The 23,304-nt window shown below is 44.5% G+C and carries 24 protein-coding genes; 10 read left to right on the top strand and 14 right to left on the bottom strand.

The window, feature by feature from the left end; translation table 11 throughout:
* Positions 1 to 19 precede the first annotated feature (19 nt).
* From BREVNS_RS04875 to BREVNS_RS04850, 6 genes are all read right to left on the bottom strand, one after another.
* Complete coding sequence (locus BREVNS_RS04875; protein ID WP_483427927.1) at positions 20 to 946, bottom strand: magnesium transporter CorA family protein; 927 nt, start codon at positions 944 to 946, stop codon at positions 20 to 22.
* A gap of 87 nt (positions 947 to 1,033) precedes the next feature.
* Positions 1,034 to 1,906 (bottom strand): hypothetical protein, encoded by an 873-nt coding sequence (locus BREVNS_RS04870; RefSeq protein ID WP_483427926.1) that lies wholly within the window; start codon positions 1,904 to 1,906, stop codon positions 1,034 to 1,036.
* 19 nt (positions 1,907 to 1,925) lie between these two features.
* Positions 1,926 to 2,231 (bottom strand): hypothetical protein, encoded by a 306-nt coding sequence (locus BREVNS_RS04865; protein WP_483427925.1) that lies wholly within the window; start codon positions 2,229 to 2,231, stop codon positions 1,926 to 1,928.
* A 9-nt stretch (positions 2,232 to 2,240) separates the two neighbouring features.
* On the bottom strand, positions 2,241 to 2,972 hold the full coding sequence (locus BREVNS_RS04860; protein WP_483427924.1) for an amino acid ABC transporter ATP-binding protein: 732 nt from the start codon (positions 2,970 to 2,972) through the stop codon (positions 2,241 to 2,243).
* A complete protein-coding gene (locus tag BREVNS_RS04855) occupies positions 2,962 to 3,732 on the bottom strand; it encodes an amino acid ABC transporter permease (protein ID WP_483427923.1) in 771 nt (256 codons plus the stop codon). Before BREVNS_RS04855 ends, BREVNS_RS04860 begins: the two co-directional genes overlap by 11 nt.
* Positions 3,720 to 4,451, bottom strand: a complete 732-nt coding sequence (locus BREVNS_RS04850; protein ID WP_483427922.1) for a basic amino acid ABC transporter substrate-binding protein — start codon at positions 4,449 to 4,451, stop codon at positions 3,720 to 3,722. The genes BREVNS_RS04855 and BREVNS_RS04850 overlap by 13 nt, the downstream gene beginning before the upstream one ends.
* Positions 4,452 to 4,658: 207 nt before the next feature.
* On the opposite strand from BREVNS_RS04850, the gene BREVNS_RS04845 reads away from it, so the two are divergent.
* The 3 genes from BREVNS_RS04845 to BREVNS_RS04835 all read left to right on the top strand — a co-directional run bounded on the left by BREVNS_RS04845 (position 4,659) and on the right by BREVNS_RS04835 (position 7,302).
* A complete protein-coding gene (locus BREVNS_RS04845; protein ID WP_483427921.1) occupies positions 4,659 to 5,057 on the top strand; it encodes a hypothetical protein in 399 nt (132 codons plus the stop codon).
* A gap of 55 nt (positions 5,058 to 5,112) precedes the next feature.
* The gene (locus tag BREVNS_RS04840) at positions 5,113 to 6,345 is read left to right on the top strand and encodes a hypothetical protein (RefSeq protein WP_483426076.1); all 1,233 of its coding nucleotides are present in this window, start codon (positions 5,113 to 5,115) and stop codon (positions 6,343 to 6,345) included.
* Positions 6,346 to 6,603: 258 nt separating this feature from the next.
* Entirely contained in the window at positions 6,604 to 7,302 is a 699-nt protein-coding gene (locus BREVNS_RS04835; protein ID WP_483427920.1) for a transposase family protein, read from the top strand.
* 148 nt (positions 7,303 to 7,450) lie between these two features.
* On the opposite strand, the gene BREVNS_RS04830 is transcribed toward BREVNS_RS04835, so the two are convergent.
* Positions 7,451 to 9,310, bottom strand: coding sequence for a hypothetical protein (locus BREVNS_RS04830; RefSeq protein ID WP_483427919.1), 1,860 nt, complete (start codon positions 9,308 to 9,310; stop codon positions 7,451 to 7,453).
* 147 nt (positions 9,311 to 9,457) lie between these two features.
* On the opposite strand from BREVNS_RS04830, the gene BREVNS_RS04825 reads away from it, so the two are divergent.
* Genes BREVNS_RS04825 through BREVNS_RS04810 form a run of 4 tightly spaced genes read left to right on the top strand, consistent with a single transcriptional unit; the run spans position 9,458 to position 10,925 of the window.
* Positions 9,458 to 9,988, top strand: a complete 531-nt coding sequence (locus BREVNS_RS04825; protein ID WP_483427918.1) for a hypothetical protein — start codon at positions 9,458 to 9,460, stop codon at positions 9,986 to 9,988.
* Positions 9,989 to 9,998: 10 nt separating this feature from the next.
* On the top strand, positions 9,999 to 10,331 hold the full coding sequence (locus tag BREVNS_RS04820) for an STAS domain-containing protein (protein WP_483427917.1): 333 nt from the start codon (positions 9,999 to 10,001) through the stop codon (positions 10,329 to 10,331).
* A 10-nt stretch (positions 10,332 to 10,341) separates the two neighbouring features.
* Positions 10,342 to 10,758: an ATP-binding protein gene (locus BREVNS_RS04815; protein ID WP_483427916.1), complete on the top strand. Its 417-nt coding sequence runs from the start codon at positions 10,342 to 10,344 to the stop codon at positions 10,756 to 10,758.
* A 23-nt stretch (positions 10,759 to 10,781) separates the two neighbouring features.
* On the top strand, positions 10,782 to 10,925 hold the full coding sequence (locus BREVNS_RS04810; RefSeq protein ID WP_483427915.1) for a hypothetical protein: 144 nt from the start codon (positions 10,782 to 10,784) through the stop codon (positions 10,923 to 10,925).
* Here BREVNS_RS04810 and BREVNS_RS04805 read toward each other — a convergent pair.
* Positions 10,922 to 12,175: a hypothetical protein gene (locus tag BREVNS_RS04805; RefSeq protein WP_483427914.1), complete on the bottom strand. Its 1,254-nt coding sequence runs from the start codon at positions 12,173 to 12,175 to the stop codon at positions 10,922 to 10,924. The genes BREVNS_RS04810 and BREVNS_RS04805 overlap by 4 nt on opposite strands.
* Before the next feature lie 217 nt (positions 12,176 to 12,392).
* Here BREVNS_RS04805 and BREVNS_RS04800 point away from each other — a divergent pair, with 217 nt between their 5' ends.
* Positions 12,393 to 13,685: a GGDEF domain-containing protein gene (locus tag BREVNS_RS04800; RefSeq protein ID WP_483427913.1), complete on the top strand. Its 1,293-nt coding sequence runs from the start codon at positions 12,393 to 12,395 to the stop codon at positions 13,683 to 13,685.
* Here BREVNS_RS04800 and BREVNS_RS04795 read toward each other — a convergent pair.
* The 3 genes from BREVNS_RS04795 to BREVNS_RS04785 are packed head-to-tail and all read right to left on the bottom strand — an operon-like array spanning position 13,667 to position 16,127.
* Positions 13,667 to 15,031, bottom strand: coding sequence for a deoxyribodipyrimidine photo-lyase (locus tag BREVNS_RS04795; protein ID WP_483427912.1), 1,365 nt, complete (start codon positions 15,029 to 15,031; stop codon positions 13,667 to 13,669). The genes BREVNS_RS04800 and BREVNS_RS04795 overlap by 19 nt on opposite strands.
* Positions 15,015 to 15,656, bottom strand: a complete 642-nt coding sequence (locus tag BREVNS_RS04790) for a GerMN domain-containing protein (protein ID WP_483427911.1) — start codon at positions 15,654 to 15,656, stop codon at positions 15,015 to 15,017. The genes BREVNS_RS04795 and BREVNS_RS04790 overlap by 17 nt, the downstream gene beginning before the upstream one ends.
* 3 nt (positions 15,657 to 15,659) lie before the next feature.
* Positions 15,660 to 16,127, bottom strand: coding sequence for a PTS sugar transporter subunit IIA (locus tag BREVNS_RS04785; RefSeq protein ID WP_483427910.1), 468 nt, complete (start codon positions 16,125 to 16,127; stop codon positions 15,660 to 15,662).
* A 315-nt stretch (positions 16,128 to 16,442) separates the two neighbouring features.
* Here BREVNS_RS04785 and BREVNS_RS04780 point away from each other — a divergent pair, with 315 nt between their 5' ends.
* On the top strand, positions 16,443 to 17,369 hold the full coding sequence (locus BREVNS_RS04780; RefSeq protein ID WP_483427909.1) for a hypothetical protein: 927 nt from the start codon (positions 16,443 to 16,445) through the stop codon (positions 17,367 to 17,369).
* Between the two features lie 179 nt (positions 17,370 to 17,548).
* On the opposite strand, the gene BREVNS_RS04775 is transcribed toward BREVNS_RS04780, so the two are convergent.
* Positions 17,549 to 18,781: a hypothetical protein gene (locus BREVNS_RS04775; RefSeq protein ID WP_483426599.1), complete on the bottom strand. Its 1,233-nt coding sequence runs from the start codon at positions 18,779 to 18,781 to the stop codon at positions 17,549 to 17,551.
* On the opposite strand from BREVNS_RS04775, the gene BREVNS_RS04770 reads away from it, so the two are divergent.
* Positions 18,780 to 20,270, top strand: coding sequence for a hypothetical protein (locus BREVNS_RS04770; RefSeq protein WP_483427908.1), 1,491 nt, complete (start codon positions 18,780 to 18,782; stop codon positions 20,268 to 20,270). The genes BREVNS_RS04775 and BREVNS_RS04770 overlap by 2 nt on opposite strands.
* Before the next feature lie 194 nt (positions 20,271 to 20,464).
* On the opposite strand, the gene BREVNS_RS04765 is transcribed toward BREVNS_RS04770, so the two are convergent.
* Together BREVNS_RS04765 and BREVNS_RS04760 are read right to left on the bottom strand one after the other, a co-directional pair.
* Positions 20,465 to 21,808 (bottom strand): HD-GYP domain-containing protein, encoded by a 1,344-nt coding sequence (locus BREVNS_RS04765; protein WP_483427907.1) that lies wholly within the window; start codon positions 21,806 to 21,808, stop codon positions 20,465 to 20,467.
* A gap of 1 nt (position 21,809) precedes the next feature.
* Positions 21,810 to 23,150 carry a tetratricopeptide repeat protein gene (locus tag BREVNS_RS04760; RefSeq protein WP_483427906.1) on the bottom strand — a complete coding sequence of 447 codons (1,341 nt, stop codon included), beginning with the start codon at positions 23,148 to 23,150 and terminating at the stop codon, positions 21,810 to 21,812.
* Positions 23,151 to 23,304: the final 154 nt, after the last annotated feature.

Raw genomic sequence — 23,304 nt, 5'->3', positions numbered from 1 at the left:
AGAAGAAAGAGGGAAGGGGTTATTTTTTCTGCTTTTCTTCTAAGCGGGTGATAAACCTGTAGGTAAGCCATCCGATAAGGACCATCGCTAAACAGAAAAGGCCATACGAGATGGGCCAGGGTATACCCTGTGTCATGACGGAGTATTCTGACATCCCCCCAATACTGGCAATAAGATTCAGGGGAAGAAAGATGATGTTGATAATCGTAAGATTTTTGATGAGAACGTTCATGTTGTTGTTGATGATGCTGGCTCTGGCATCCATGAGAGAAGCGAACACCTCAGAGTAGATTTCTGCTTGTTTTGCGGCCTGTTCTGTTTCGATGAGGAGGTCCCCAAGGAAGTCTTCATCACAGGGGATGGCCTTGACGAAGAGGTAGTTCTGAAACTTGGTGAGGGATTTCTGGTTTCCATTGAGGGCTTCAAGATAGAAGGTAAGGATTTCACTGAGATGAAACATCTGGAGAAGGTATTCGTTCTGCATGGAGGTATTGATCTTTTCCTGGATCTCTCTGGACATGAGTTTGATGATCTTGAGATGCTCGGTAAAATTGCGGATAATATGGTATTGAAAAAAGAAGATGACATCCGTAAGGGTTTCCATATGAAGAGGTGGTTTTCCCGGCAGGTTTAGGAGTTTTTTGTTAGAGATGATGATGAGATTGCCTTTTCTCACAAAGAAACCAATGGACATAATATTGAGAGAAGAGATATCGGCTAAAATGAGGGGGGTTGGAGACTTCCAGATGATGGTGTACTCGTTTTCCTCAAACTCAAATCGTGCTACCTCATCTACGTCAAGGGCTGAAGCTAAGGAGTGCTCATCGATATCGAAAGTCTTTTCAATGAATTCTTTTTCTTCGCTATCCACATTGTAGTAATAGTAGATATTCCCTTCTGGCGAAGGACAAAGAGAATGATTCTGGATACCAAAGCGCTCAACCATAGGCGCCTCCTGTGGAAAAAGTGGCCAGAGGGAAAAACCCTGTCTATAGTATAAGACAAGGGAGAAAGAGTGTCAAGGGATTCACTCTTATTTCCCTGGATAGGTTCGGGACTTTTGTTCAGCGTCTTTTCTGTCTCCTCTTGCCATATCAAGGTCTTCTTGAGTGAAGACATTTCTCTCAAAGTTGTTGGTGATGAATTCGGTGAGGGTTTGAACAACCCTATCCACCTGATCCTTCTGTGAGGCCGGGACCTGTTCTGGTTTGTTTTTGAGGCTGTCTTTGAGAGAGAGGATGAAATAGGGATAAGCCGGGTTGGGAAAGGGTATTTTTTCAAGGGAGACCCAGGCGGCCTCAATCGTTTGAGGGAGATGGTTCTGAATATGCACTATCTGCAGGAGGATGGGAACAGCCTTTGGACAACCACATTCTCCGAGGCTTTTGACCATCTCAAGGACAACCTCATCTACTTTTTGCATTTTGGGATCATCGTAGCGGAAATTTTCAATGTAGTAGTCATAATTGATAAGGTACGACAAGCCTTTGATAAAGTTATCTTCTTTGATGTGTCTTGCCATGCGGGCTGCCCATTTTCTGACCTCATAGCTTTTGTCAAATTTCAGGATGTACCATATCATATACCCATCATTTGTGGTGTATTGAATATTGGTGAGGGCATGGATGCGGGTTTCTACGGAAAAAAGACGGGAGTTTCCGTAAACATCTGCCCCTCTGATATCGTACATGACAATATCCTTGAGAACCTCATTTTTGAGGGGATCGCTACTCTGAATGATAAAATCTAAAAGAAAAATCTGGTTATTTCTATTTCTTGGCTGTTCCAGTTCCGTCACAAGATACTGGAGTTTGGGAGAAAGCTGTTTGAAGGAAACACGACTCAAAAATCCCCACTGCCATGAAAAAAGGCACAAAAAAAAGACGAAGAAAGCCTTTGCTCTCATGGTCTTCCCCCTTTCTCTCTTATTCTTTTTCTTTCATCACCGTTTTGATAGCCTCTATGAGGATCTCTTCGATGTTAGAGTGGGTAAATTTCCCCTCGGTAAAAAGCTGTTCAAGGTTCATAAAGACCCTTTCATTGGTTTGATAGAGGATTTCGCCGATGATTTCCTCGAGGTCCTGAGGGGTGGCTTCTTGGGTGTAGCCCATTTTGGCAAGGAGTTTATTGAGAGCAGGAAGAAGGGTTTGGTAGTTGATGTGTCCTTCTCGAATATCATAGGCAAAAACAAGGCGCCCCTGGGTTTGACCACTGATTTTCATCTTGGGCATATCTCCTCCTTACAGGACTTTGCTGAGAAAGTCCTGAGTCCGTTTTTGCTTTGGGTTATCAAAGAGCTGATCGGGTTCGTTTTCTTCGATGATTTTTCCTTCGTCCATGAAAACCACGCGATCTCCTACTTCTCTGGCAAATCCCATTTCATGGGTGACGATCATCATGGTCATTCCTTCGTTGGCGAGGTCCCTGATGACGAGGAGCACCTCTCCCACCATTTCTGGATCAAGGGCTGAGGTGGGTTCATCGAAGAGCATGACCTTTGGCTTCATGGCAAGAGCCCGGGCAATGGCCACCCGTTGTTGTTGGCCACCGGAAAGCTGCGAAGGGTAACTTTTGGCTTTGTCTTTGAGCCCTACCCGTTCAAGAAGGGCATAGGCTCGTGCTTCAGCCGAGGCTTTGTTTTCTTTCAGCACATGAATGGGAGCAAGGGTAATGTTCTCCAAAGCGGTGAGGTGAGGAAACAGATTGAAGGATTGAAAAACCATCCCGGCTTCTTCACGAATTTTTCTGATATCGACCTTTGGGTTGGTCACCTCATCGTTGTCTATCCATATTTCACCACTATCCACCGTCTCAAGACGATTCACACAGCGGAGAAGGGTAGATTTGCCACTTCCGGAAGGGCCAATAATCATCACCACTTCCCCTTCTTTGACGGTAAGGGAGACATTGGTCAGAGCCTGAAAATGCCCAAAGGATTTGGATACGTTTCGGATACGGATTCTATCGGCCATGATGGAGCCTCTTTTCAAGGATATTCACAAGACGGGAAAAGAAAAGGGTAAGAACAAGATACACTAAAGCCACCATCGTATAGCTTTCAAAGTAGAAATATTTCACCGAGGCGTATTCTCGTGCCCGGCGGAAGATGTCAATAACCGCAATGATAGACACGAGGGAAGAGTCCTTCAAAAGAGCGATACACTCATTCCCAATAGGGGGAAGAACCACCTTGAGGGTCTGGGGAAGAACCACAAGGCGGATAGCCTGCCATCTGGAAAGTCCCAAGGCAATGGCGGCTTCCATCTGTCCTTTGGGGATGGATTGTATGCCCCCACGGAGAATTTCTGCGATATAGGCCCCATAACAGATGGCCATTCCCATTACCGCTGACACAATGGGAGGCAACTGAATAAGACGGGCCACCACATAATAGATATAGAAAATCTGTACTAAAAGGGGGATTCCCCGAATGACCTCTGTATAAAGAGAGGCCATGAGATTGAAGAGAGGAAAACGGGACATGCGGGCAAGCACGGTGAGGATGCCTAAAAGAAGCGCAAAAACAATAGAAAGAAGCGTCACCTGAAAGGTAACCCACAGTCCATCAGGAAAAAAGGCAATGATCTCCCGGTAGGGAGTGGGTTTCACAAGGGGAAGAAGAACAAGAGTGGCAAGAGCCCCCCAGAAAGCTACATTCCAGGCGATCCTCTGAAGTGAGGATTCGCCCGGAATGAGAATAGCATCAGAGATACGATCCCTTAGCGAAGCCATTTTTTCTCAAGCTCCTTGTCAATACCGGCTTTTTTGACCTCAGCAAGGCCTTTGTTGATGAGGTCAAGGACTTTCTTGTTGCCCTTGCGGACGGCAATGCCATAATACTCTTCGGTAAAGGGTTCTCCAACAATGGTGAGAACATCTTTGTATTTTGGGTTCTGAAGCACAAAACTGGCGGCGGTGGGGGTATCAACGACGACCCCATCAATTCTGCCAAGATAGAGGTCCTCAATGGCAAGGCCAATTTCATCATAGGTCTTGAGGGTAATTTTGGGATTTTTTTGGATTTCCATCACCCCTGTTGTGCCAATCTGACCACCCATTTTTCGCCCTTCGAAATCACTCAGTTTCGTCCCCTGGGTTCCCTTCTTGACCACAATCACCTGACCGGCATTGATGTAAGGTTCTGAGAAATCCATCTGCTGTTTGCGTTCTTCGGTAATGGTGACGGAAGAGATCACCGCATCGTAGGAACCGTTAGCAAGCCCGGCAAAGATACCATCCCAGGCGGTATTGCGGATTTCTACTTCAAAGCCGGCCTTTTCGGCAATGGCCTTGATGAGATCAATGTCAAAGCCGACGATGTTCTTGTTCTCATCCACAAATTCCATCGGGGGCCATGTGGCATCGGTAGCCACGACGATCTTCTGGCTTCCTTTGGAAGCACAACCGACAAACAAGAGTCCCGCAATGAAAAGAAGCGATACTTTTCGCATATATCCTCCTTCAAATGAGAGATGAATTTACCTTTTCACAGATTTGTTTACATTGTAATGATGAGAATTTTTTTTTGCAAATTCTTGGCACGGATTTTTTTAGGGGTGTCGTTCCACATAGGAAACTGAATACCTATTTTCACATTTGACAAAGAAGGGGCAACGAAGGGATAATAAGGAGGAACTATGAAGAGGAGGAAGAAGTATATGGTTAAATCGAAGGTAAAGAGATTACAAGGATTCTTTGTTCAAGTTCAGAAAAGGGAAATTTCTTTAGGTTGGGTGGCAAGAAAACTTGATATAAGCCGATCCTGGGTTACCGTTTTGTATCAAAGATTCTGTCGAGGAGAAAATCTTGTTCGGCAAAGAACATCCAGAAAGTCAAAGCTTGAGCAAAAGCATATAGCCCTTATTCTTGAAACATACGAAGAACTGGCCATTGAAAAAGAGAATAAACAGAAAGAGTACCCTTCGGTAAGGATTCTTTCCAGCACCTTATATGAGCTTTACAAGGATTTTCCTAAGGTTTCAGATGAAACTATTCGGAGAGTGCTAAAAAAATTCTTTGGTAACGTTTTTTTCAGGAGACCTGCAGTGGGAAGATGAGGAAAAGCAAAAAAAAGTTCCTCCCTGGCCGATAATAGGACACAAGGAGGAACCCATGCGTAAAGAATTCACCTTCACTTTGACTATCGACTACCCTGACACAAAACTTGAGACGTTAGTGGTGGTTTTTCTCCAGGCCATCAAAGGAGTGTTTGAGTCATTTGTTCATCAGATTTCTGTAGAAGTGGCAGAAAAAGAAATAAAAGAAGGTCGTATCACCTGTACATGCGGAGAAAAACATCACTTCATATGGAAAACAAAGCATGGAAAAAACACTGTTTTTGTTCTGATGCCCTTTGGAAAGATCACTCTTCCTCAGCTCCAAATTCAATGCAAAAAGTGTGGAAGAAAACTTTTTCTCACAAGATCTCTTCTTGGTGTAGAAAAGCGAAAAAGGCAAATCCTGAAAGATATCTACAGAGTGGCTTTAGCCGGGGCTCTTACCACCTATCGAGTGGCCGCTCGTATTCTTTCCTTCACAGGGTATAAAATAGGTCTTAGCACCCTCTGGAAAAACCTTCAAAATATTGGGAGAAAGATACATTTCAGTATCTCAGAAAAAGAAAAACCCTGTGGAGAAGCCGATGGGACGGGTATTCCTGTTCAGGGCAAGAAAAAAGGAGAAGAAGCTAAAATTCTTTTGCAGGAGAGGCAACAAGCCTCCCCATTGACAGGAAAAAATACAAGAATAGCAGGCCTTCTTGTGGATAATTACCATGCAGGTTGGGACAAACTTCTTAAGCCCATTCAAGAAAAACACTCTTTTTCTCGGTTTTTTCTTGTTGTCGATGGAGATACAGGGATTAACCAGGGCAAACATCCCGGTATCGTTTTTCAACGATGTTTGTGGCATGTAAGTTATCAATTGAAGTATTTTCTTCGTCTTGATAGAGTGAGATATCGTTCTTCTGAGTGGACAAATATTGTCGCTGAAACAGGGAAAGCCTGTTTCTTGGGGTACAAAAATGACTGGCAAACAAGACTTGGTTATCAAAGCGAGCGCAGACAGCATATTCAGAATCTTCTTGACTTATTTCACGAAAAAGGGCGCAAACATTGTTTTTATTATCTTCTTCGTGCTCAAAAAGACATGTTCGCCTGTGACAGTGAAGATGGTTTGCCAGGAACAACCTCAAGGGCAGAACGGGTGATGCGAACCATAAACCAGAGAATGGATGTAGGGGTATGGAAAAGAGAAGGGGCAACCAATGTTCTTGCTGTGCGTTTGCATTACTACTATAATCGTGATGAGGCTATCGATGGTGTCTACTGGCAGGATGTGATATAAAACATAGGGATGGTACGTACTTATTGCCCTGTTTTATGGCCTAAAAAGGGTACTTTCCCCAGAAAAAACTTGTTTATCTAAAATGTTCCCTGTATACTACAGTTGACAAAAATCTTTTGAGCCAGGGGTAACTTCTTTATCCTTTTCTCTCTCTTTCAGGTCTCCTGTTGGAAACGTAATCAATTCTTTGTCCATTATCCTGAGCGAGCAAGGCATCACTACCGCAAAAGGTGGCAGGCAGAAGCCATAGGCGAGATTGTGCAGGCAGACGTTTCCATTCACCCATGGCTTGAAAAGAAACCCGCTTTTCCGCTCCTTTTGATTATGGACGACCATTCTCGTTATGTTCTTGCTGCTAAGTTTTTATCCCAGGACACAATAGAAAACCATATGCCAGTTTGGCAGGAGGTTTTCTCTGAGTATGGTTTACCCTACAAGGTGTACTATGACAATGACCCAAAGTACTCTAAAAAGAATAATGGCCTCATAGCCACTGCGTTTGAGGAACTGGATATTTGTGTCGTTAATTCCAGACCTTATCAACCCCAGGGCAAGGGGAAAATTGAGCGTAAAATCCAGACATTCCAGAAACAACTCACTTTTTACCTCAAGAAAACCTTGAAAAAGCAACGCATTGAAACCCTGGAACAACTGAACTGGATTTTGAGAGAATATGTCATAGAGCACAATAAGACGCCTTCTCGAGCCCTTGATGGACGAACTCCCGAAGAAGTATTCTCAGAGGCTCGTAGAAAGCCTCAGAAAGACCTTTTTAAGCCCTTTACAGCCACCCCTGAACAGTTTGAAAAGGCTTTTGCGTTTCGAGCTTTTCGCAGGCTGGATAAAACTTATGAGGTTTCGTATAACGGCCATAAATATCGGGTTCCAAAAGAGAATGCTTTTCGGGTATTGCCTGGCGTCAACATCGAGGTAAGAGAATTCCCCGGAAATGAGTGAAACTTTTTTACAAAGGCAATGAGATAGCCCATTATCCATGGAAAGAAAAAGTTGAAAATTCCACCAGGTAGAGGTATACTTATGAGGTATTCAGTTTCTATGTGGAAATACCCCTTCTGTTAATGTGTGGAACGACACACGGATTTTTTTAGGGGAGAAGCCACTGTCCATAGACGCTTTCATTGCCGTTAGCGTCCTGGGCTCTGATCTGGATGTATCCCCCGGTGTAGTTTTCAAGGGAAAGGACAAATCTTTCTTCCTGCCCGTCGCAGAGGCCATCTTCGGGAAGGATGGGTTTCCATTCTAAAGGAGAGAAGCTATACCACACGCGAGCAATGCCACTCCCATCAAAAACACTCCATTCACATTGGAGACGATTTTTCAGCAGGGTAGCTTTGACATTTTTTATCTGAGGAGGTGTATGGTCGATGGTAATAAAACCGCTTTCCTGGCTTGCAGAAAGGGCAAGAGAGGGTGGATTGGAGGGACTATCTTCTACCGAAAGAAGAAAACTGTAGCCTCCTTCGGGAAACATACGGGCCGAGAGTTCAAGAGAGGAGTTGGTAAGGGGAGAGGAAAAGAGGGGAACCCAGCCACTTTTTCGTTTTATGGAAAGGGTGTATATGAGGTCATCCTGATTGGGATCTCTCGCGGTCCATGAGAACAAAAGCTTCTCTCCCTGTTGAGAGACATCAAAGCGGGTAATTTCCGGTGCCTGGTTGAGGGGAGAAGCGGCCACCACGACCTCTCGAAGTGAGAGAGGGGAGGGATCTGAGAGGGATAATTGTATTTGAAGGTAACGATTGGGTTGAGAGGTGGGCTGTTTCTGGTAGGATGACCATTCTTCTAAGAGGTCTGAGAGGGGTGTCATCCCCGATCGTGTCATGAGAGAAAGAGAAGAGAGGCGAGTGTCAAGGCCGAGAATCTTTCCCCATGTGGCTTTTTGTCCGGCATCAAAAAGGGGTGTGGTAAGTTTTCCTTCGCGTGCTTTAGCCACGTCCATTTGAAGGATTTTTGCCGGTCTTTCTGTGATGAGGTGAAGCCTATCACTGGCCACAGCAAAAAGCCTCACCCCGCCCTTCCCATAACCGGAAGCCTGAAGAGAATTGTCACTCGTGTCATAGATGAAAAAGTTTTGCAGGCTTCCCATGTAGAGTTTTTTTTGCCACAAGAGTATCTGGGAGAGACGAACACCGGGAAGCGAGGTGAGAATAGAAATAGTCTTTTTGTCGTATCGATAGATGACCCCTTCCTGTCTTTCAGCCTCTCCATTTTGACGGCGACTTCGGGAAACCGTTCTATTGATGGCAAGGTAGAGGGTATGGCCATCCCCTGTTATGTCCTGAATGGGTTCTGGAAATTCGGCGGCGATACGGATGTTTGCTGAGGATGGGGAAAGAAAATAAAGAAAAGAGGATTCTCCCATGAGATAAAGCCCTTCTTCTGTCCAGATGCCTTTGAGAAGATGACGTTCGCTTGAGAGACTGGCTATTTTCTGCAGTTTGTTTCCTCGAAGAAGGTAGATCTCTGCTGGTTCTCCTGTGAGAAGCCATACCCCATAGGGGGAGGGAACAATACTCCAGAGGTAAGAGGACGAGAGAGGGTATTGTTCTATGACTTCTCGTTTGGTATTGAGAAGATAAAGGGTGGTGTTTGGAATGGCTCCCACATACAGAAAGTGGTCATCGCTCGCCAAAGCGGAAATGATTTCGTGATCAGGAAAGGAGTTGCTCTGGAGAGAATTTCCGCTTATCCAGAGAAGAGAGGCTCCTTCGGCTGTTCCTGCAAGGAGTGTATTTTTCCAGCCAATAGCGCACCAGACGGGATTTGGTGAGGTATAAAGGGAAGAGAAAGAAGAGGAGAGAGAAAGCTCTCCTGCTGATGAGAGGGTGAGGTTACTGAGTTCATACTCTCCAATTCTTTCCCACTGGAAAAAGGGAAGATAGGTGGTCTGAACAGCAAAGGAAAGGGATACAAACACAAAAAAAAGAGGAGAAAGCCTTCTCATAATTTCTCCTTGGATAGGGATAAAGCATTATAGAAGAGAGAGACAATAATCGCAACTTTTGGTAAAAATGGGGCATGTTTTGCCTCTTTCGATTTTGGTATTTGCATTTTTTGTTTCTCTATTGTATGATAAAAGAGAGGAGAGACTATGCCATCGTTTCTGATTTCGCTTGTGATTTTTGGCTTTTCCGTCTATTTGTTTGTGATCACGTTGAGGCGTATCAAACAACTTGAGGATGGGGCTCTTGATGCCCGTCTCAAAAAGGAGATGGAGAGCCTCATCGTTGAGTTTAACGCCGCTGCGACAAGGAATATCTCGATGTTAGAAGCCAAGATTGAAGAACTCCAGAAGCTTCTTCAGAGAGCCAATCAGAAGATTATTCAGTTGGATGAGAAAATCGATAGGGCTCAGCGTCCGATTGTGGTGGAAAAGATTGTGGAAAAGAAACCTGAAAAGAGTTCTTTTCAGGAAATGGGTTCTTCCTCACAGGGCAAGACTCTCCCCGAGGAAGGAAGTTCTCCTATAAGAGAAAAGAAAGAAGTTCCGCTTTCCCGCGAGGAACAACTCAAAAAGTGGCTCAGAGAGGGAAAGACACGAGAGGAACTCTTGGCCATGGGGTTTTTTGAAAACGAAATCAATTTAGTGGAGTTTCTCTACAAGAATGAAATCAAATCCTAAGGAGGAAGATATGGCAGGATTTCAGGTGGTGAAAGATGGGAGTGTGGTGATTGTGAAAATTTCGGGGGAGATGGATGCCCACACCGCTCCTCAGTTAGACAAGGTACTGAAAGAAGCCGCCTCTCAGGGGACAAAGCTTCTTCTTGATATGGCTCAGATGAGTTATATTGCTACGGCGGCGCTGGGTGTTTTGATGGCCAACCACAATACCCTGAAAACAAAAGGGGGGAAGATTGTCATTGCCAACATGCAAGAAAAAATCAAAAAGGTGTTTGATACCATGGGTTTTTCAAAGGTTTTTCCGGTAGCTTCTTCGATAGAGGAAGCAAAAAAACTTTTGTAAGGTTTGTTTCATGGAGGAAAGTATCCAAATTAGTATTCAGGGAGATCTTTCTGAACTGAAAAAGGTACGGGAAAGGCTTGAAGAGTTTTTGCATCAGTGTTCTATGCCAGAAGAAAAGGTGTTTCAGCTTGTTCTTGTGGTGGATGAGGTGGTCACCAATACTATCAAGTATGGGTATGAGAAAAAAGGGGGAGTGGTGAAGGTGAAGGCCTCTTGCCATGAGAAAATGGTAGAGATTATTGTTGAGGACGAGGCTCCTCCCTTTAATCCCCTTGAGTACCCTCCTGTGGATATGGAAGCCCATCTTCAAAAGGGAAATACCCATGGCTTAGGGATCCATGTTCTCAGGACGTATGCCGATGAGTGTGCGTATCAGAGGCTTTCGGGTGGCAATCAATTGATCATACGAAAGAGGGTATCCTCGTAAAGGAAAAAAGTAAGGAGGGAATGATGTGGTTTTGGGCTTTGGTTTTTGTGGGAGTGGCGGTGATAGTGGTGGGATTTCAGTTTGCTCTTTTTTTAGGTGCCCCATGGGGCGATTTTACCTTGTGGGGAAAATTTCCTGGAAAAATGCCTGCTTCGATAATAAGCTAAAGAACAGAGAGAAGAATCTCTATACCCCGTTGAAAAAGGTGACGACTTATGTCATCAGGCATGAACTCCGGTTTACTTACCCATGAGAGGGTCATGGTGTCGTGGTAAGTGCAGACACCCAGGACAGTTTCCGTGGGAAGTCCCTGGGCGATAGGGCCATAGATAGCCTTGACAAAGGCAGGAAATCCATCTACTATCCCTATATTGGTGAGAGAGAGATCATAGTCCTTGCGCGTATCAAAGCGTCTTCGTCTCTGGAAGCCGTGAAGAAGGGCTCTTTTCAAATCCTGTTCGGATCGATAATGAAAGTAGAGAAAATCTGTTTGTTTTATCTGAAGGTCAAGCAGGCGTTTGAAAAAACGACACCTCTCCCAGAAAGGGCGAGAATCTGAAAAGTCCACCGTGGTTCGAATGGTGCCATTGAAAAGCCCAAACGTATCAGGGGAAAGACCATACAGTGGCCGAAGATTGACAGGAGAGAGGACAGTTCTTTGTGGGCGTTTGTGGCCGCATCCCTTTTCGTAAAAAGCTTGAAGAAAACTCACAGCCAGAGCCGCATGTACCGTCGTGTGTTCTTTTTGTGTTTTTTCTCTCAGTTTTCGGGTGGTGGAGGGGGGAAAAGCATGCGAAAGAAGGCGATAGTGCCAGTGAGAGGGCCAGGAGGGTTCAGAAAGGATTTCCTGAAGACTTTTCCACCAGTTTTTTTTCGTGCTTCTCTCGGAAATATATTTGTCTTGCCAGGTTGTGGTGAAGTGTTTTGCAAGAACATCATCCCAATCGCAGGTAGGAAGAGGGGAAGGGTCTTTCCCATCGAGAATGGCGAAAAGGGTTTTAAGCCAGCTGATAGCCCCTATTCCATCGACAAGGGCATGATCAAAATGAGCATAGAAAAATCCCCCTTGAGGACTTTTGTAAAGTTTTATCCTGAGAAGAGGAAGAGAGGGGTCGTCAAAAAGTTGCCCCACTTGAGAAGCCACGGCATCCCAGATATCGGGCACTTCTTCAAAGGTCACAGGAAGAAGAGAGGTGTCAGTGGTGGTGAGAATACCGCGCTCTTTTTCTCTCAGAATAACACGGGTTTTGCCGAAGGGGAAGAGGCTCTCCATTTTCTGGAGGGCACTTCTTACCACCTGCTCTTCTGGAAGGGGCTCACAGAGCAGGGCGATACCAAAATTGATAGGAAGAGGTGTGTGTTTTCGTCTTGAGGCTCGGTAGATCCATTCTTCCATGGCAAACAGATTTCTTTCCATAGTATCCTCTTTTCGAGACCCTTGCACATTCGTGCAAAGGTCTCTTTTCGTTGGTTTTTTAGGATATGAAAAAACAAGAAAAAAATCAAAAAAATCCTTTGCGGATTTGGTCGTGACCTCTTTTCTTTAGGTTGAGAGTAAGGTTTTTTCAAAATTTGCAAAAAAGAGAATGTTTATATACAATGTACCTGTTAGTAAAGGAATCGTGGAGGGATATATGACGGCACTCAAAAAGTTATGGTTTTTTCTTGTTCTTTCTTTAGGATTAGCGACGCTTTTGATTGTTCTTTTTCCTTATGAGAGAGTGTATCTTTTGATGCTTTTTCTTGGTATGGTGGGGGTGGGGGTTACGTATTTGTATGTGACAGGGGCCACGTTTTCTTTTGTTTCCCATGATGCGGCCTTGCTTTCTGCTTTTGGTGTCTCGGGTGTTTTAGTTGGGGTGGTGTATGAGTTGTTTTTGTTGATGAATGCCCCTTCTTCTCCTGCTTTTATGTATCCCCTTCATTTTCTTCTCGCTCTCTGGATGACGTTCTGGCTTTTTGTGGGGGCGTGGTATGCCCATAGACGAATTTCTCTTTACTGGCCTTTTGTAGTGGTGTATGGGCTCTTTTTGGTGGGGCTGTGGTGGATTCTTCGGGAATATGCGGCAGTTCTTTTGCCGTTATGGAAGAATCTTTTTCTTCCCTTTGCATTGTGGTGGATTGTGGGAATAGAGGTGGTTCTTCTGGTGACACTGGGTCTTCTCTTTGTCTGGCGGCATCGTATTCTTTCCACAGTGTATACGGCCTTTGTTCTTTGGGTATTGTTTCGTATGATAACGGGGGTTTTCTGGTGGCAAGTCGCGAAAACGGAGGATTCGTTTCTCTGGCTTCAGTATATCCTTACTCTTGAATGGATTGGACTTCTTTTTGGATTAGATGGGGTTATCTATAGTGGGATTCAGTATCCATTGCACAAGCTAAACAGGCAACTTCAGGTTTTGCAAGAGGAGAATATGCTTTCTCTTCGGTTGGATAGAGTGACAAGGACACTCAATGCTGAGGCTTTTCAGGATATGGTGCGGTATGAGGTATTGAGGCAGAAAAGACAAAAGTCTGATCTTGGGCTTTTGGTGATTGAGGCTCTCATTGAGATGGCATCGACAAATTATACCTGTCCTGATAATGTGCTTGGGCTTCTTGCGGCTTCGTTTCGGGCTAATCTCAGGGCGCATGATGTGATTTCTCATTGGGGAGGGGGGAGATTTGTGATTCTTTTCATGGATACGGACCTGGTGGGGGTGTGTGCGGTGGGGAAGAAGATGCGGGAGGTGGTGTCGATGAGTGAGTATCTCTGTGGGAATACCAGTGCCAAGGTAACACTTTTTATGGGGGCGTCAGTCTATGTGCCGGGGATGAGTGTGGAGGATTTTCTTTCGGTGGGGTTTGCGAATCTTCAAAAAGCCAAGGAGAAAAAGGCCACAGACGTGGTCACAGAAGTGATTTTTGATTATCCTGAAAAATCATAGTCAGGAAGAGTGTTTGCCCATTGGATATAGCGATCGACGTCGAATTTTCTTTTGCAGCCGCTGAAGGTCATGGGTCTTATCTGACCGATGATGGGTTTGTCTCCATAGGGTCTATCGTGAAGACCACCAATGCTCCAGAGAACTCCTACATAGCCGTTTGGATCTCTTCCATCGAGAAGGTAACTGTCATTGAAAAAAATAGCCCATTCGATGGCCTTTTCTGGAGAGGGGGACCACTCGAGGATCTTTTTTGCCCAGTACATGCGAAGATAGCCGTGAAGATAGCCGGTGAGACGAAGAGAACGCTGACAGGCGTTCCAGAGAGGATCATGGGTTTTCTCCATCTCAAGGGTTTCTCTGTCGTAGAGGTATTCTCTCGGGTCATCGCGATGGCGGTCAAGGGATTTTTGTGCCCATGAGGGAATGCCTTCCCAGCTATCATAATATGGCTGGTAAAAGACAAAATTATCTGAGAGTTCTCGTCTCACAATGAGTTCTTCGAGAAAAACCTGTCGGTTGATGTCGCTTATGGTGGGATGATGATGGATTTCGTAGGCCACCCTTTGGGGAGAAAGCTGGCCAAAATGAAAATATCCCGAGAGACGGGAAGTCGCAAAAGCCATGGGATCGTTTTTTTCGGTGGCATATCGGTGAATGCCTGCTTGTAAGAACTGAAGAAATGTCTCCCAGGCGGCTGTTTCCCCGGGCTTGGGGGAGAAGGGGGGCAAGGATGAGAAGGATGGCCACAAAAGAGAAGGAGAATATCCTTTCCATGGATAGGGGTGAATGATTGGTTTGGGGATATCGGTGAGAAAAAAAGGCAAAAGGCGTTGAATCTTTGGGCGAAGGGTTCTGGCGGCGAATTCAGCATGATCACTGGCTTTCCAACAGGGGACGATGTTGTGGGTATCTACTTCGATAATCGTTTTGGGAAGGTTTTGTGTGAGGATGGTTTTCCATTGTCTTTTTATTCGGAGGGGGTCAAAGTCGGTCACGACCACTTCGGGGTTTATTTTGAGAAGAAAGGAGATGAAATCCTCTTCTATAGTCCCAGAGACAAGAAAAAAGGGGATCTGGTATTGAGAAAGGGTGTTAGCAACCTCTTTAAGGCCCTCTATCATGAAGGCAAAATGCCATGATTTCGCGCCTAAAAATTGCTTAGCAAGATAAAAAACCACAACGAGGGGGAGTTTTTTTTCAATGGCCTTTTGCTGGGCAAAAAGAAGGGCCCAGTTATCGTACACACGCTGGTCTCGACTCATCCAGTAAACGACACACTGTTCCGTTTTTTGATGCGAAGAGAGATATCTTGTTCGCTCTGTCATCAATTTAGTAAGGTATTTCAAAGGGTTCTTTGGGAGGAAGGACTGGTTGGGGGATGGGGAATCCTTCACCCCCTAAATAGCGGAGGGGTTTACCTTCAAGATAGAAATATACTCCCTTGATATTGGGAAACTGACATGCGGTGAGTACTATCTGATAGATCTGAAGTTTATACCCCTGAAGGCCATAGGCGTTGTAGGAAAACTCTTCGCTTACATCGATATGGGCGTATCCATCTTTGATCCAGAGGCGTTTGATTTTTGTGTCGGGAGGTATCAGGTTGAGGTCGTCGTATTCCCGTGCCTTGAGAAGGGCCTGGAGGGTGGCTTGAAGAATCCCTTCTCCTTCTTCAAGGGGTATGGTATGGGGAACAAGGCGCACCCCTTTTTCTAATTGCTTAGCCAAGTAAATAACCACCTCTTTTGTTGTTTTTTGCGATGTTTTTTGCTGAGAAGAGGGGGGTTTTTGAGAAGAGGAAGATTTATTCTGCGAGGTTTCTTGAGAGGCAATCTTGCCGGAGGTGTCAATGGCAATATTCCCTGAGAAGACCAGAACAAGGGCTAAAAGGGCACCGGTAACTAACCACAAGAGAGGGAGATAACGGGAGGATTTTCGCCGTCGGCGAGAACGCTTTGTTTTCTCTGCCATAGGTTATTTGTGGCACTCAGCTTCCTTCTCAAGGATCAGTTTGTAGAGATCGTGGGGGGTTTTGACTTTTTTGATAGCTTGGACCATGTCTGTTTTTTCGTAGATCTCTACAATGATTCGGAGAATCTCCAGTTGCTGTTGAGGGCTGTATTCATCAGAGGTAATCACCGCCAAAAAGAGATAGGAAGGCTGTTTATCATAGGCTTCGAATTCTCTGCCTTCAGGTTCGTAAACAAAGAGGAGATGAAGGTCTTTGACATGGGGACTTCGCCCGTGGGGTATAGCAAGACCGTTTCCCAGTCCTGTTGATCCCTTTTTTTCTCTTTCTACCATGGCTTTGTAGGCTTCTTTCTTGTCAATTCCATGGATCTCCTGAAAAAGTTCAGCAAGTTCCTCAAAAATTTCGTTCTTTTTCGTTGCCTTGAGGCCTATGCGAACAAAGCGCTCCTCAAGGATTTCACGGAATAACATATGATTCCTCCTTCCACCACAACGAACACTCTGATGGATGTTATTATAGACCCTTTTCTAAAAAAACACAAATTTTTTGAAGGTTTTTTTGAAAGGGTGAGGTTGACATTTTTTGTTTCATATTTATTTCACCTGGGGGATAGGGCTATTACTTTATTTCAGCAAAGGGGTATGGTTGGCTGAAACAAGGGGATAGCTCCTCACTATTGGGCACTCTCAGGAGACTATGCTTTGCCCATTCCCATGTTCTCCTCAATTCTCTATTTGACTTTTTCTCAAACTAAGCATATAATGAAAAACTCACAAGGAGGAGACATGGAAATCTACAGCGTGTGGCGGATTACTGATACCACCATTGACGTGGAAGGGCACGGCGAATGGCCGCGTCTTATTGCGCTGAGGGATATAGAAGATGGTTCCACGTTTCTCATCAAAAAGAAAAAACAACTTCGACCAAACGCCTGGAGGCTTTTTACACCCCTTCTTCGACCTGATCATAACTACGAACTTATTGTTCATAATCGCTCTTTTTTTGTGGAGTTTAGTGAGGCTTACTGGGCGCGTTTTCATTTTCGGGGATGGCTTGGGACAAGACGGTATGGGAACACAACCATCTTTCGACTTTTTGCTCCGAGGGCAAAACGGGTGATTCTTTCCCTTTTTGAATTTCCTTATCAGGAAACAGAACCATCCCCTTGCTATCAGGGAGAAATCCAGATAGAGATGAAACGAAAGAAGGCGGGGGTATGGGAAGCCATCGTTCCCAAAAATTGTACAGGATATTACTATGGCTACCGGGTTTTTGGTCCTAAAGGTCCTGGAGAGTTGTTTCATCCAGGCTACATTGTTGCAGATCCGTATGCCAAGGCGGTGGCGAGTTATATTGGCTATCCACAGCGGCACCTTGGTCTCATTGTAGAGGACAATTACCAATGGAAGAAGCCCACCATTTCTCTTCCAAAGCCCCATGAGTGGATTATCTATGAGTGCCACCTTCGGGATATGACCATGCTCTCCGAGGGTTGTCAAAGAAAAGGCACATACGAGGGTTTTGTCGAACCCCATCAGAAGGGGGGTATAGCCCATCTCAAAGAGATAGGCGTGAATGCTGTGGAGTTTCTTCCTCTTCAGGAGTTTTGTGAGATAGAACCTCCCTTTGGGGTGAAAGGCGCTTCTCCTTTCTATAATGATTTCAATCCCTATAGTCGAAACCATTGGGGATATATGACCACATCTTTTTGATTACGTTTCCAACAGGAGACCTGAAAGAGAGAGAAAAGGATAAAGAAGTTACCCCTGGCTCAAAAGATTTTTGTCAACTGTAGTATACAGGGAACATTTTAGATAAACAAGTTTTTTCTGGGGAAAGTACCCTTTTTAGGCCATAAAACAGGGCAATAAGTACGTACCATCCCTATGTTTTATATCACATCCTGCCAGTAGACACCATCGATAGCCTCATCACGATTATAGTAGTAATGCAAACGCACAGCAAGAACATTGGTTGCCCCTTCTCTTTTCCATACCCCCACATCCATTCTCTGGTTTATGGTTCGCATCAGCCGTTCTGCCCTTGAGGTTGTTCTTGGCAAACCATCTTCACTGTCACAGGCGAACATGTCTTTTTGAGCACGAAGAAGATAATAAAAACAATGTTTGCGCCCTTTTTCGTGAAATAAGTCAAGAAGATTCTGAATATGCTGTCTGCGCTCGCTTTGATAACCAAGTCTTGTTTGCCAGTCATTTTTGTAACCCAAGAAACAGGCTTTCCCTGTTTCAGCGACAATATTTGTCCACTCAGAAGAACGATATCTCACTCTATCAAGACGAAGAAAATACTTCAATTGATAACTTACATGCCACAAACATCGTTGAAAAACGATACCGGGATGTTTGCCCTGGTTAATCCCTGTATCTCCATCGACAACAAGAAAAAACCGAGAAAAAGAGTGTTTTTCTTGAATGGGCTTAAGAAGTTTGTCCCAACCTGCATGGTAATTATCCACAAGAAGGCCTGCTATTCTTGTATTTTTTCCTGTCAATGGGGAGGCTTGTTGCCTCTCCTGCAAAAGAATTTTAGCTTCTTCTCCTTTTTTCTTGCCCTGAACAGGAATACCCGTCCCATCGGCTTCTCCACAGGGTTTTTCTTTTTCTGAGATACTGAAATGTATCTTTCTCCCAATATTTTGAAGGTTTTTCCAGAGGGTGCTAAGACCTATTTTATACCCTGTGAAGGAAAGAATACGAGCGGCCACTCGATAGGTGGTAAGAGCCCCGGCTAAAGCCACTCTGTAGATATCTTTCAGGATTTGCCTTTTTCGCTTTTCTACACCAAGAAGAGATCTTGTGAGAAAAAGTTTTCTTCCACACTTTTTGCATTGAATTTGGAGCTGAGGAAGAGTGATCTTTCCAAAGGGCATCAGAACAAAAACAGTGTTTTTTCCATGCTTTGTTTTCCATATGAAGTGATGTTTTTCTCCGCATGTACAGGTGATACGACCTTCTTTTATTTCTTTTTCTGCCACTTCTACAGAAATCTGATGAACAAATGACTCAAACACTCCTTTGATGGCCTGGAGAAAAACCACCACTAACGTCTCAAGTTTTGTGTCAGGGTAGTCGATAGTCAAAGTGAAGGTGAATTCTTTACGCATGGGTTCCTCCTTGTGTCCTATTATCGGCCAGGGAGGAACTTTTTTTGCTTTTCCTCATCTTCCCACTGCAGGTCTCCTGAAAAAAACGTTACCATCTTTTTTTGCCCCGGAGAATTATTATGCGAGTGGAAACCTCTCACCTCACAGCTGGAATGGGCTTGATGGTCATCAGGTGAGAGGGATGAAGGCCATGGTGGATACCCTTCATGAGGCGGGAATAGCGGTTATCATGGATGTGGTGTACAACCACGTCTCTCTTTATGATCTGAATGCCCTCCGATTGATTGATAGGCGATACTACTTCTGGACATCTCATGGACATGACGAAAGCCGAACGGGATGTGGAAATGATTTTCGTAGTGATCGTCCCATGGCAAGGCGGCTCATTGTGGATAGCCTCATCCACTGGGTCAAAGAATACCATATCGATGGTTTTCGTTTTGATTTAGGAACGGTGATAGACTGGAAGACCTACACTCTTCTTGCCCGCAAGCTTCGAAAAATCAAACCAGATATCTTTCTCACGGCTGAACCCTGGCATGGGGGAAGAGGAGGGACACGGGACGGAGGAGACTATTGTCTTCTTCCTGGACGAAACGGTTTTGCTTCCCTTGGCATCAGTGCCTGGAATGATCGTTTCCGAAACCTTGTTCGTGGAGGAACGCATGCGACGGAACACCCCTCTTATGGACTTGTTTTTGGCAAAGTCTCTCCAGATGAAGTCTGGCATGCTATCCAGTGTTATCCAGAGATTTTTCATAGACCGGAGTTGAGTGTGAATTATATAGAATCTCATGATAACCATACCTTTACCGATTTTTTGCGAATAGGAAATGGAAACGCTACCTTTACGACTGAGTACAAACCTGAGGAAATTCTTTCTTCTTCTGTGCTTACTCCCCACCAATTTGACCAGGCGAAGCTTGCCGCCTTTGTTCTTTTTTGTTCTCCGGGAGTGATTATGATCCATGAGGGGCAAGAATTGGGACGCATGCGAATCGTTTATCCCCCCGATGGAAGTTTTTCTCTTCTTGGGAATGTTCACTGGCACAAGAGTCCTCAGGGAGAGTGGATCAACCATCATCAGCACTGGCCAAAACACAAAGCAAAACCCTGGACCATCGATGGCGACGGATATGAGAAAGACAATCCAACAAACTGGATAAATTGGGAACTCAAGGATATCAACCGGCCTTTGTACGACTTTTATCGTTCACTTATCGCTTTTCGTAAAAACCATGCCTGGATAGGAAAACTAAAGCCTCCTCATCTCTTTCGTATTGATCCTGTTGAAGGAAGTGGCATAGGATGGGGTGCCTCTCATAAAGGTAACACGCTCTTTTTCTTGATCAACTTTTCTGCAGAAAAAGCGACGTTTGCCTTTGAAAAGCCTCTTCGTGTACTCTTTGCCACTCATCCTGAGGAAAAATATTCCGGGGAAAAAGCAATAACTCTTTCTCCTTTGCGGGGAGTTGTGCTTACCTTCTGAAAGCCGTGGAGGTCTTGAGTTTTTTTGAGGGTTTTGCGTTATGAGAGGGGAGATTGTGTTTTCCCGCAAGTTGGAAAAGAGAAATAGAGAGAATTGGCTATTTCCTTATTTCAGCAAAACCGCTTTTTGCTGAAATAAGGAAATAGCCTCATCAAAACATCCGCTTTTTGTGAGCCAATACCCTCTTGTCTTTCCTATTTCAAGATGCTTTCGTCTTCCTGAACCACATCTGGTACGGCTGTTTCCTGCGTTTTTGTTTCTTTTTCCGGGAGGGGAGGAGTTGTTTTTGATTTTTCCCCCGTGCCACCCTCTTTCATAGCGTAGAGAGAAAATTTCGATTCCTCTGACCGTTGTCTACTTTCGGCAAATTTCTGTTTGATCTCTTGGAGCTTCTGAATAGAAGCCTCATGGGTAATAAGGCTTCGTATACTTCTTGTATCGTCAAGGGCTAAATTGACCTGGATGGGATAGCGCATAATCTCACGGTTACCACTGATATAGATCATCACTGTGGGGAAAATAGTATGCGGATTGTCAAAATCTATCACTTCAGCCACCTCACCCGTACTGAGAACAACAAAAGACCCCACGGGAAAGATGGGTTCGGTGGCAAGATAGGATGGAATATCCGTAATAAACGACTTGGCAAGCCTGGGAGCAAAGCTTATCCCACTCTGCTGATATATCTCTATCAAAGCTGCCCAGAAAGGACGAGCAGGCCTATAGGGATGATCAGAGGTGATGGAATCAAAAAGATCGCAGATGCTGACTATCTGAGCGGCCTCTCCCATTTGTTCTCCTCGAAGTCCAAAGGGATAGCCCTTTCCTGATACCTTTTCGTGGTGAAGGAGGACGATCTTCTGGACAATTCCCCCATAGTCTGAGTATCGTTTCAAAAGTTCATAGCCATAAATGGGATGTTTTCGAAGAATGTCTGCTTCGGCTTCTGTGAGAGGTATGGTTTTGTTTAAGATTTCTGGAGAGATCAGAGTTTTTCCGATATCATGCAAAAGACCAGCTAGTCCTAAGACCTTCAGTCCAGTCTCATTGTAATTGAGTTTTTTCCCAAACAAAACAGAAAGGAGGGAGACATTGATCATGTGAGTATAGGTAGTTTCATCAAAGTTTTTGGCATCTAAAAGATTCAGAAGGGCTGTTTGAGAGGATTGGATACTTTCAACAAAGCCATCGACGACTTTATTCACCGCTTCTTTGGGGAGAAGAGATTTTTTCTTGATGGCTTCTTCTATTTCTTTGGAAACATCTATCGCTTCTTTCATCAGGGAGTCATCTATCATTCCTCTCTTTGGTTCTCCTTCAGGGGAAGATCCTTGTGCTTCTTCTCCCAATTCGGGAAGAGGTCTGTCATAATACACCTTTTGAATACCACGGGCAAGAAGAGAAGCAATAAATTCTCGTGTCAAAGGTATCCTGGCATCAAGAAGTTTTTCCCCCTTCATGGAATAGAGGTCTCCTTTGAGAATCATACCCGGGTACAAAAACTTGGTGAAGAGTTCTACTCTCTCTATCTGTGGCATCTTATGCCTCTTCTATCATCCTGAGAAATTTAGTAGGTTCTACATAAAGCATTTTTTGATATTTTGAGGGAGAAATTGTAGAATGAAGACCAAAAATGGAATAAAGGGTATACGAGGAACTCGCAGGAAATTGTCTTTCCACGGTACCCTCTATATCTACTATATCTTTCTCTGTTATCGGTAAAGGCTTGCGAAAAAAAACGTGAATTGTATCCCCTGTGTCCATGACCCAGTAGGCTTCTTCTTTTACTGTTTGTTTTACAAAACGGGCCTTTATTACTCGCTGGAGATAGGCTTCAAGCATGGCCTCTTTTTTACTGAAATACGTTTCCAGTTGGGGGTATTTGATGAGAATCTGGTAGGTGTCCAGAAGATTTTTGACGTCCTTGTAGGCCGGAATGGTTTTGTAAATCCGTTCCCACAACCTGAGTGCCTGATAAATCTCATCTGATTTAAAATACTGAGCCGCGATGATATACAGAGCATCGGCTAAATGGATTTTTGAAAGCCTATTACTATAGCGGGAAACAAGGTCTTCGGCTTCCTTGAGGCGATTGAATTTCACATAATTGTCGACCATTTTGACCAAGGCTTCTTCAAAATAGTCAGGAACATCAAGAAGAAGTCTGTAGGTATCAATGGCTTTTTGATAATTCTTCAGTCGGCTATAACACTCAGCCTGGAGAAATCGCACACTCTGGATAAAGGTGTCCTGGGAAACCTTGTAGTTTTTGGTAATAGCCTCAAGTTGAGAGAGAGCTTCAGAAACCATACTTGATTGAAGGTACACCTTGGCTAAAAGGAAACGGCCGCGAAAATGGTCTCCTTTCATTTTGACGAGTATCTCCAAATACTCTCTGGCCTTGCGGTAGTTTTTGGTATCATAGAGAATCTCGGCTGCGGAATAAAGGGCTTTGCTATTATTGGGGTTTTTGTCTAAAACCATCACATAATAGCCAAGGGCTTCTTTTTTTCGCTTGATTTTGTTATAGAGTTCAGCAATCTTGAGATACATCTGCATCGCAATGGTATCCTCTGATGTTCCACTCATAGAAGCGGCCACCGAGGCCTTTTCATAATATTCTACCGCCTTGGCGTAGTCCCCTAATCCCTCATAGGCCTGAGCCATATAGTATTTCAAAATATAGTTATCGGGATGCTGAACGGCATACTTTTGAGCTAATGAAAGGGCTTTTTTGTAATGTTTTCCCTGAAGAGCTTTTTCTATGCCTGTAAGGGCGGTATCCCTTGTCAGAAAACGGATGAGAAAAAACACCCCGAGTCCCACAAGAAAAAGCGCTACCCCAATCCAGATGAAAAGACTCACGTTCAGCCACTCCACGTAGGTCCCTCCTTGTGCGCTTTGCCTATATGTATCGGCAGTAATGTCTTGAAAAATTGAGACTTTCAAGAAAAAAGAGGCAGAAGAAAACGGATTGTTTTGTCGTATGGGCGAGGGGGAGAGAAGATAGGGTGAAAGGCTTTAGGGTTATTCC

The sequence above is a fragment of the Longinema margulisiae genome, assembly GCF_025266855.1.
Taxonomy (GTDB): Bacteria; Spirochaetota; Brevinematia; order Brevinematales; family Thermospiraceae; genus Thermospira.
This window is presented reverse-complemented; position numbering and strand designations above follow the sequence as displayed.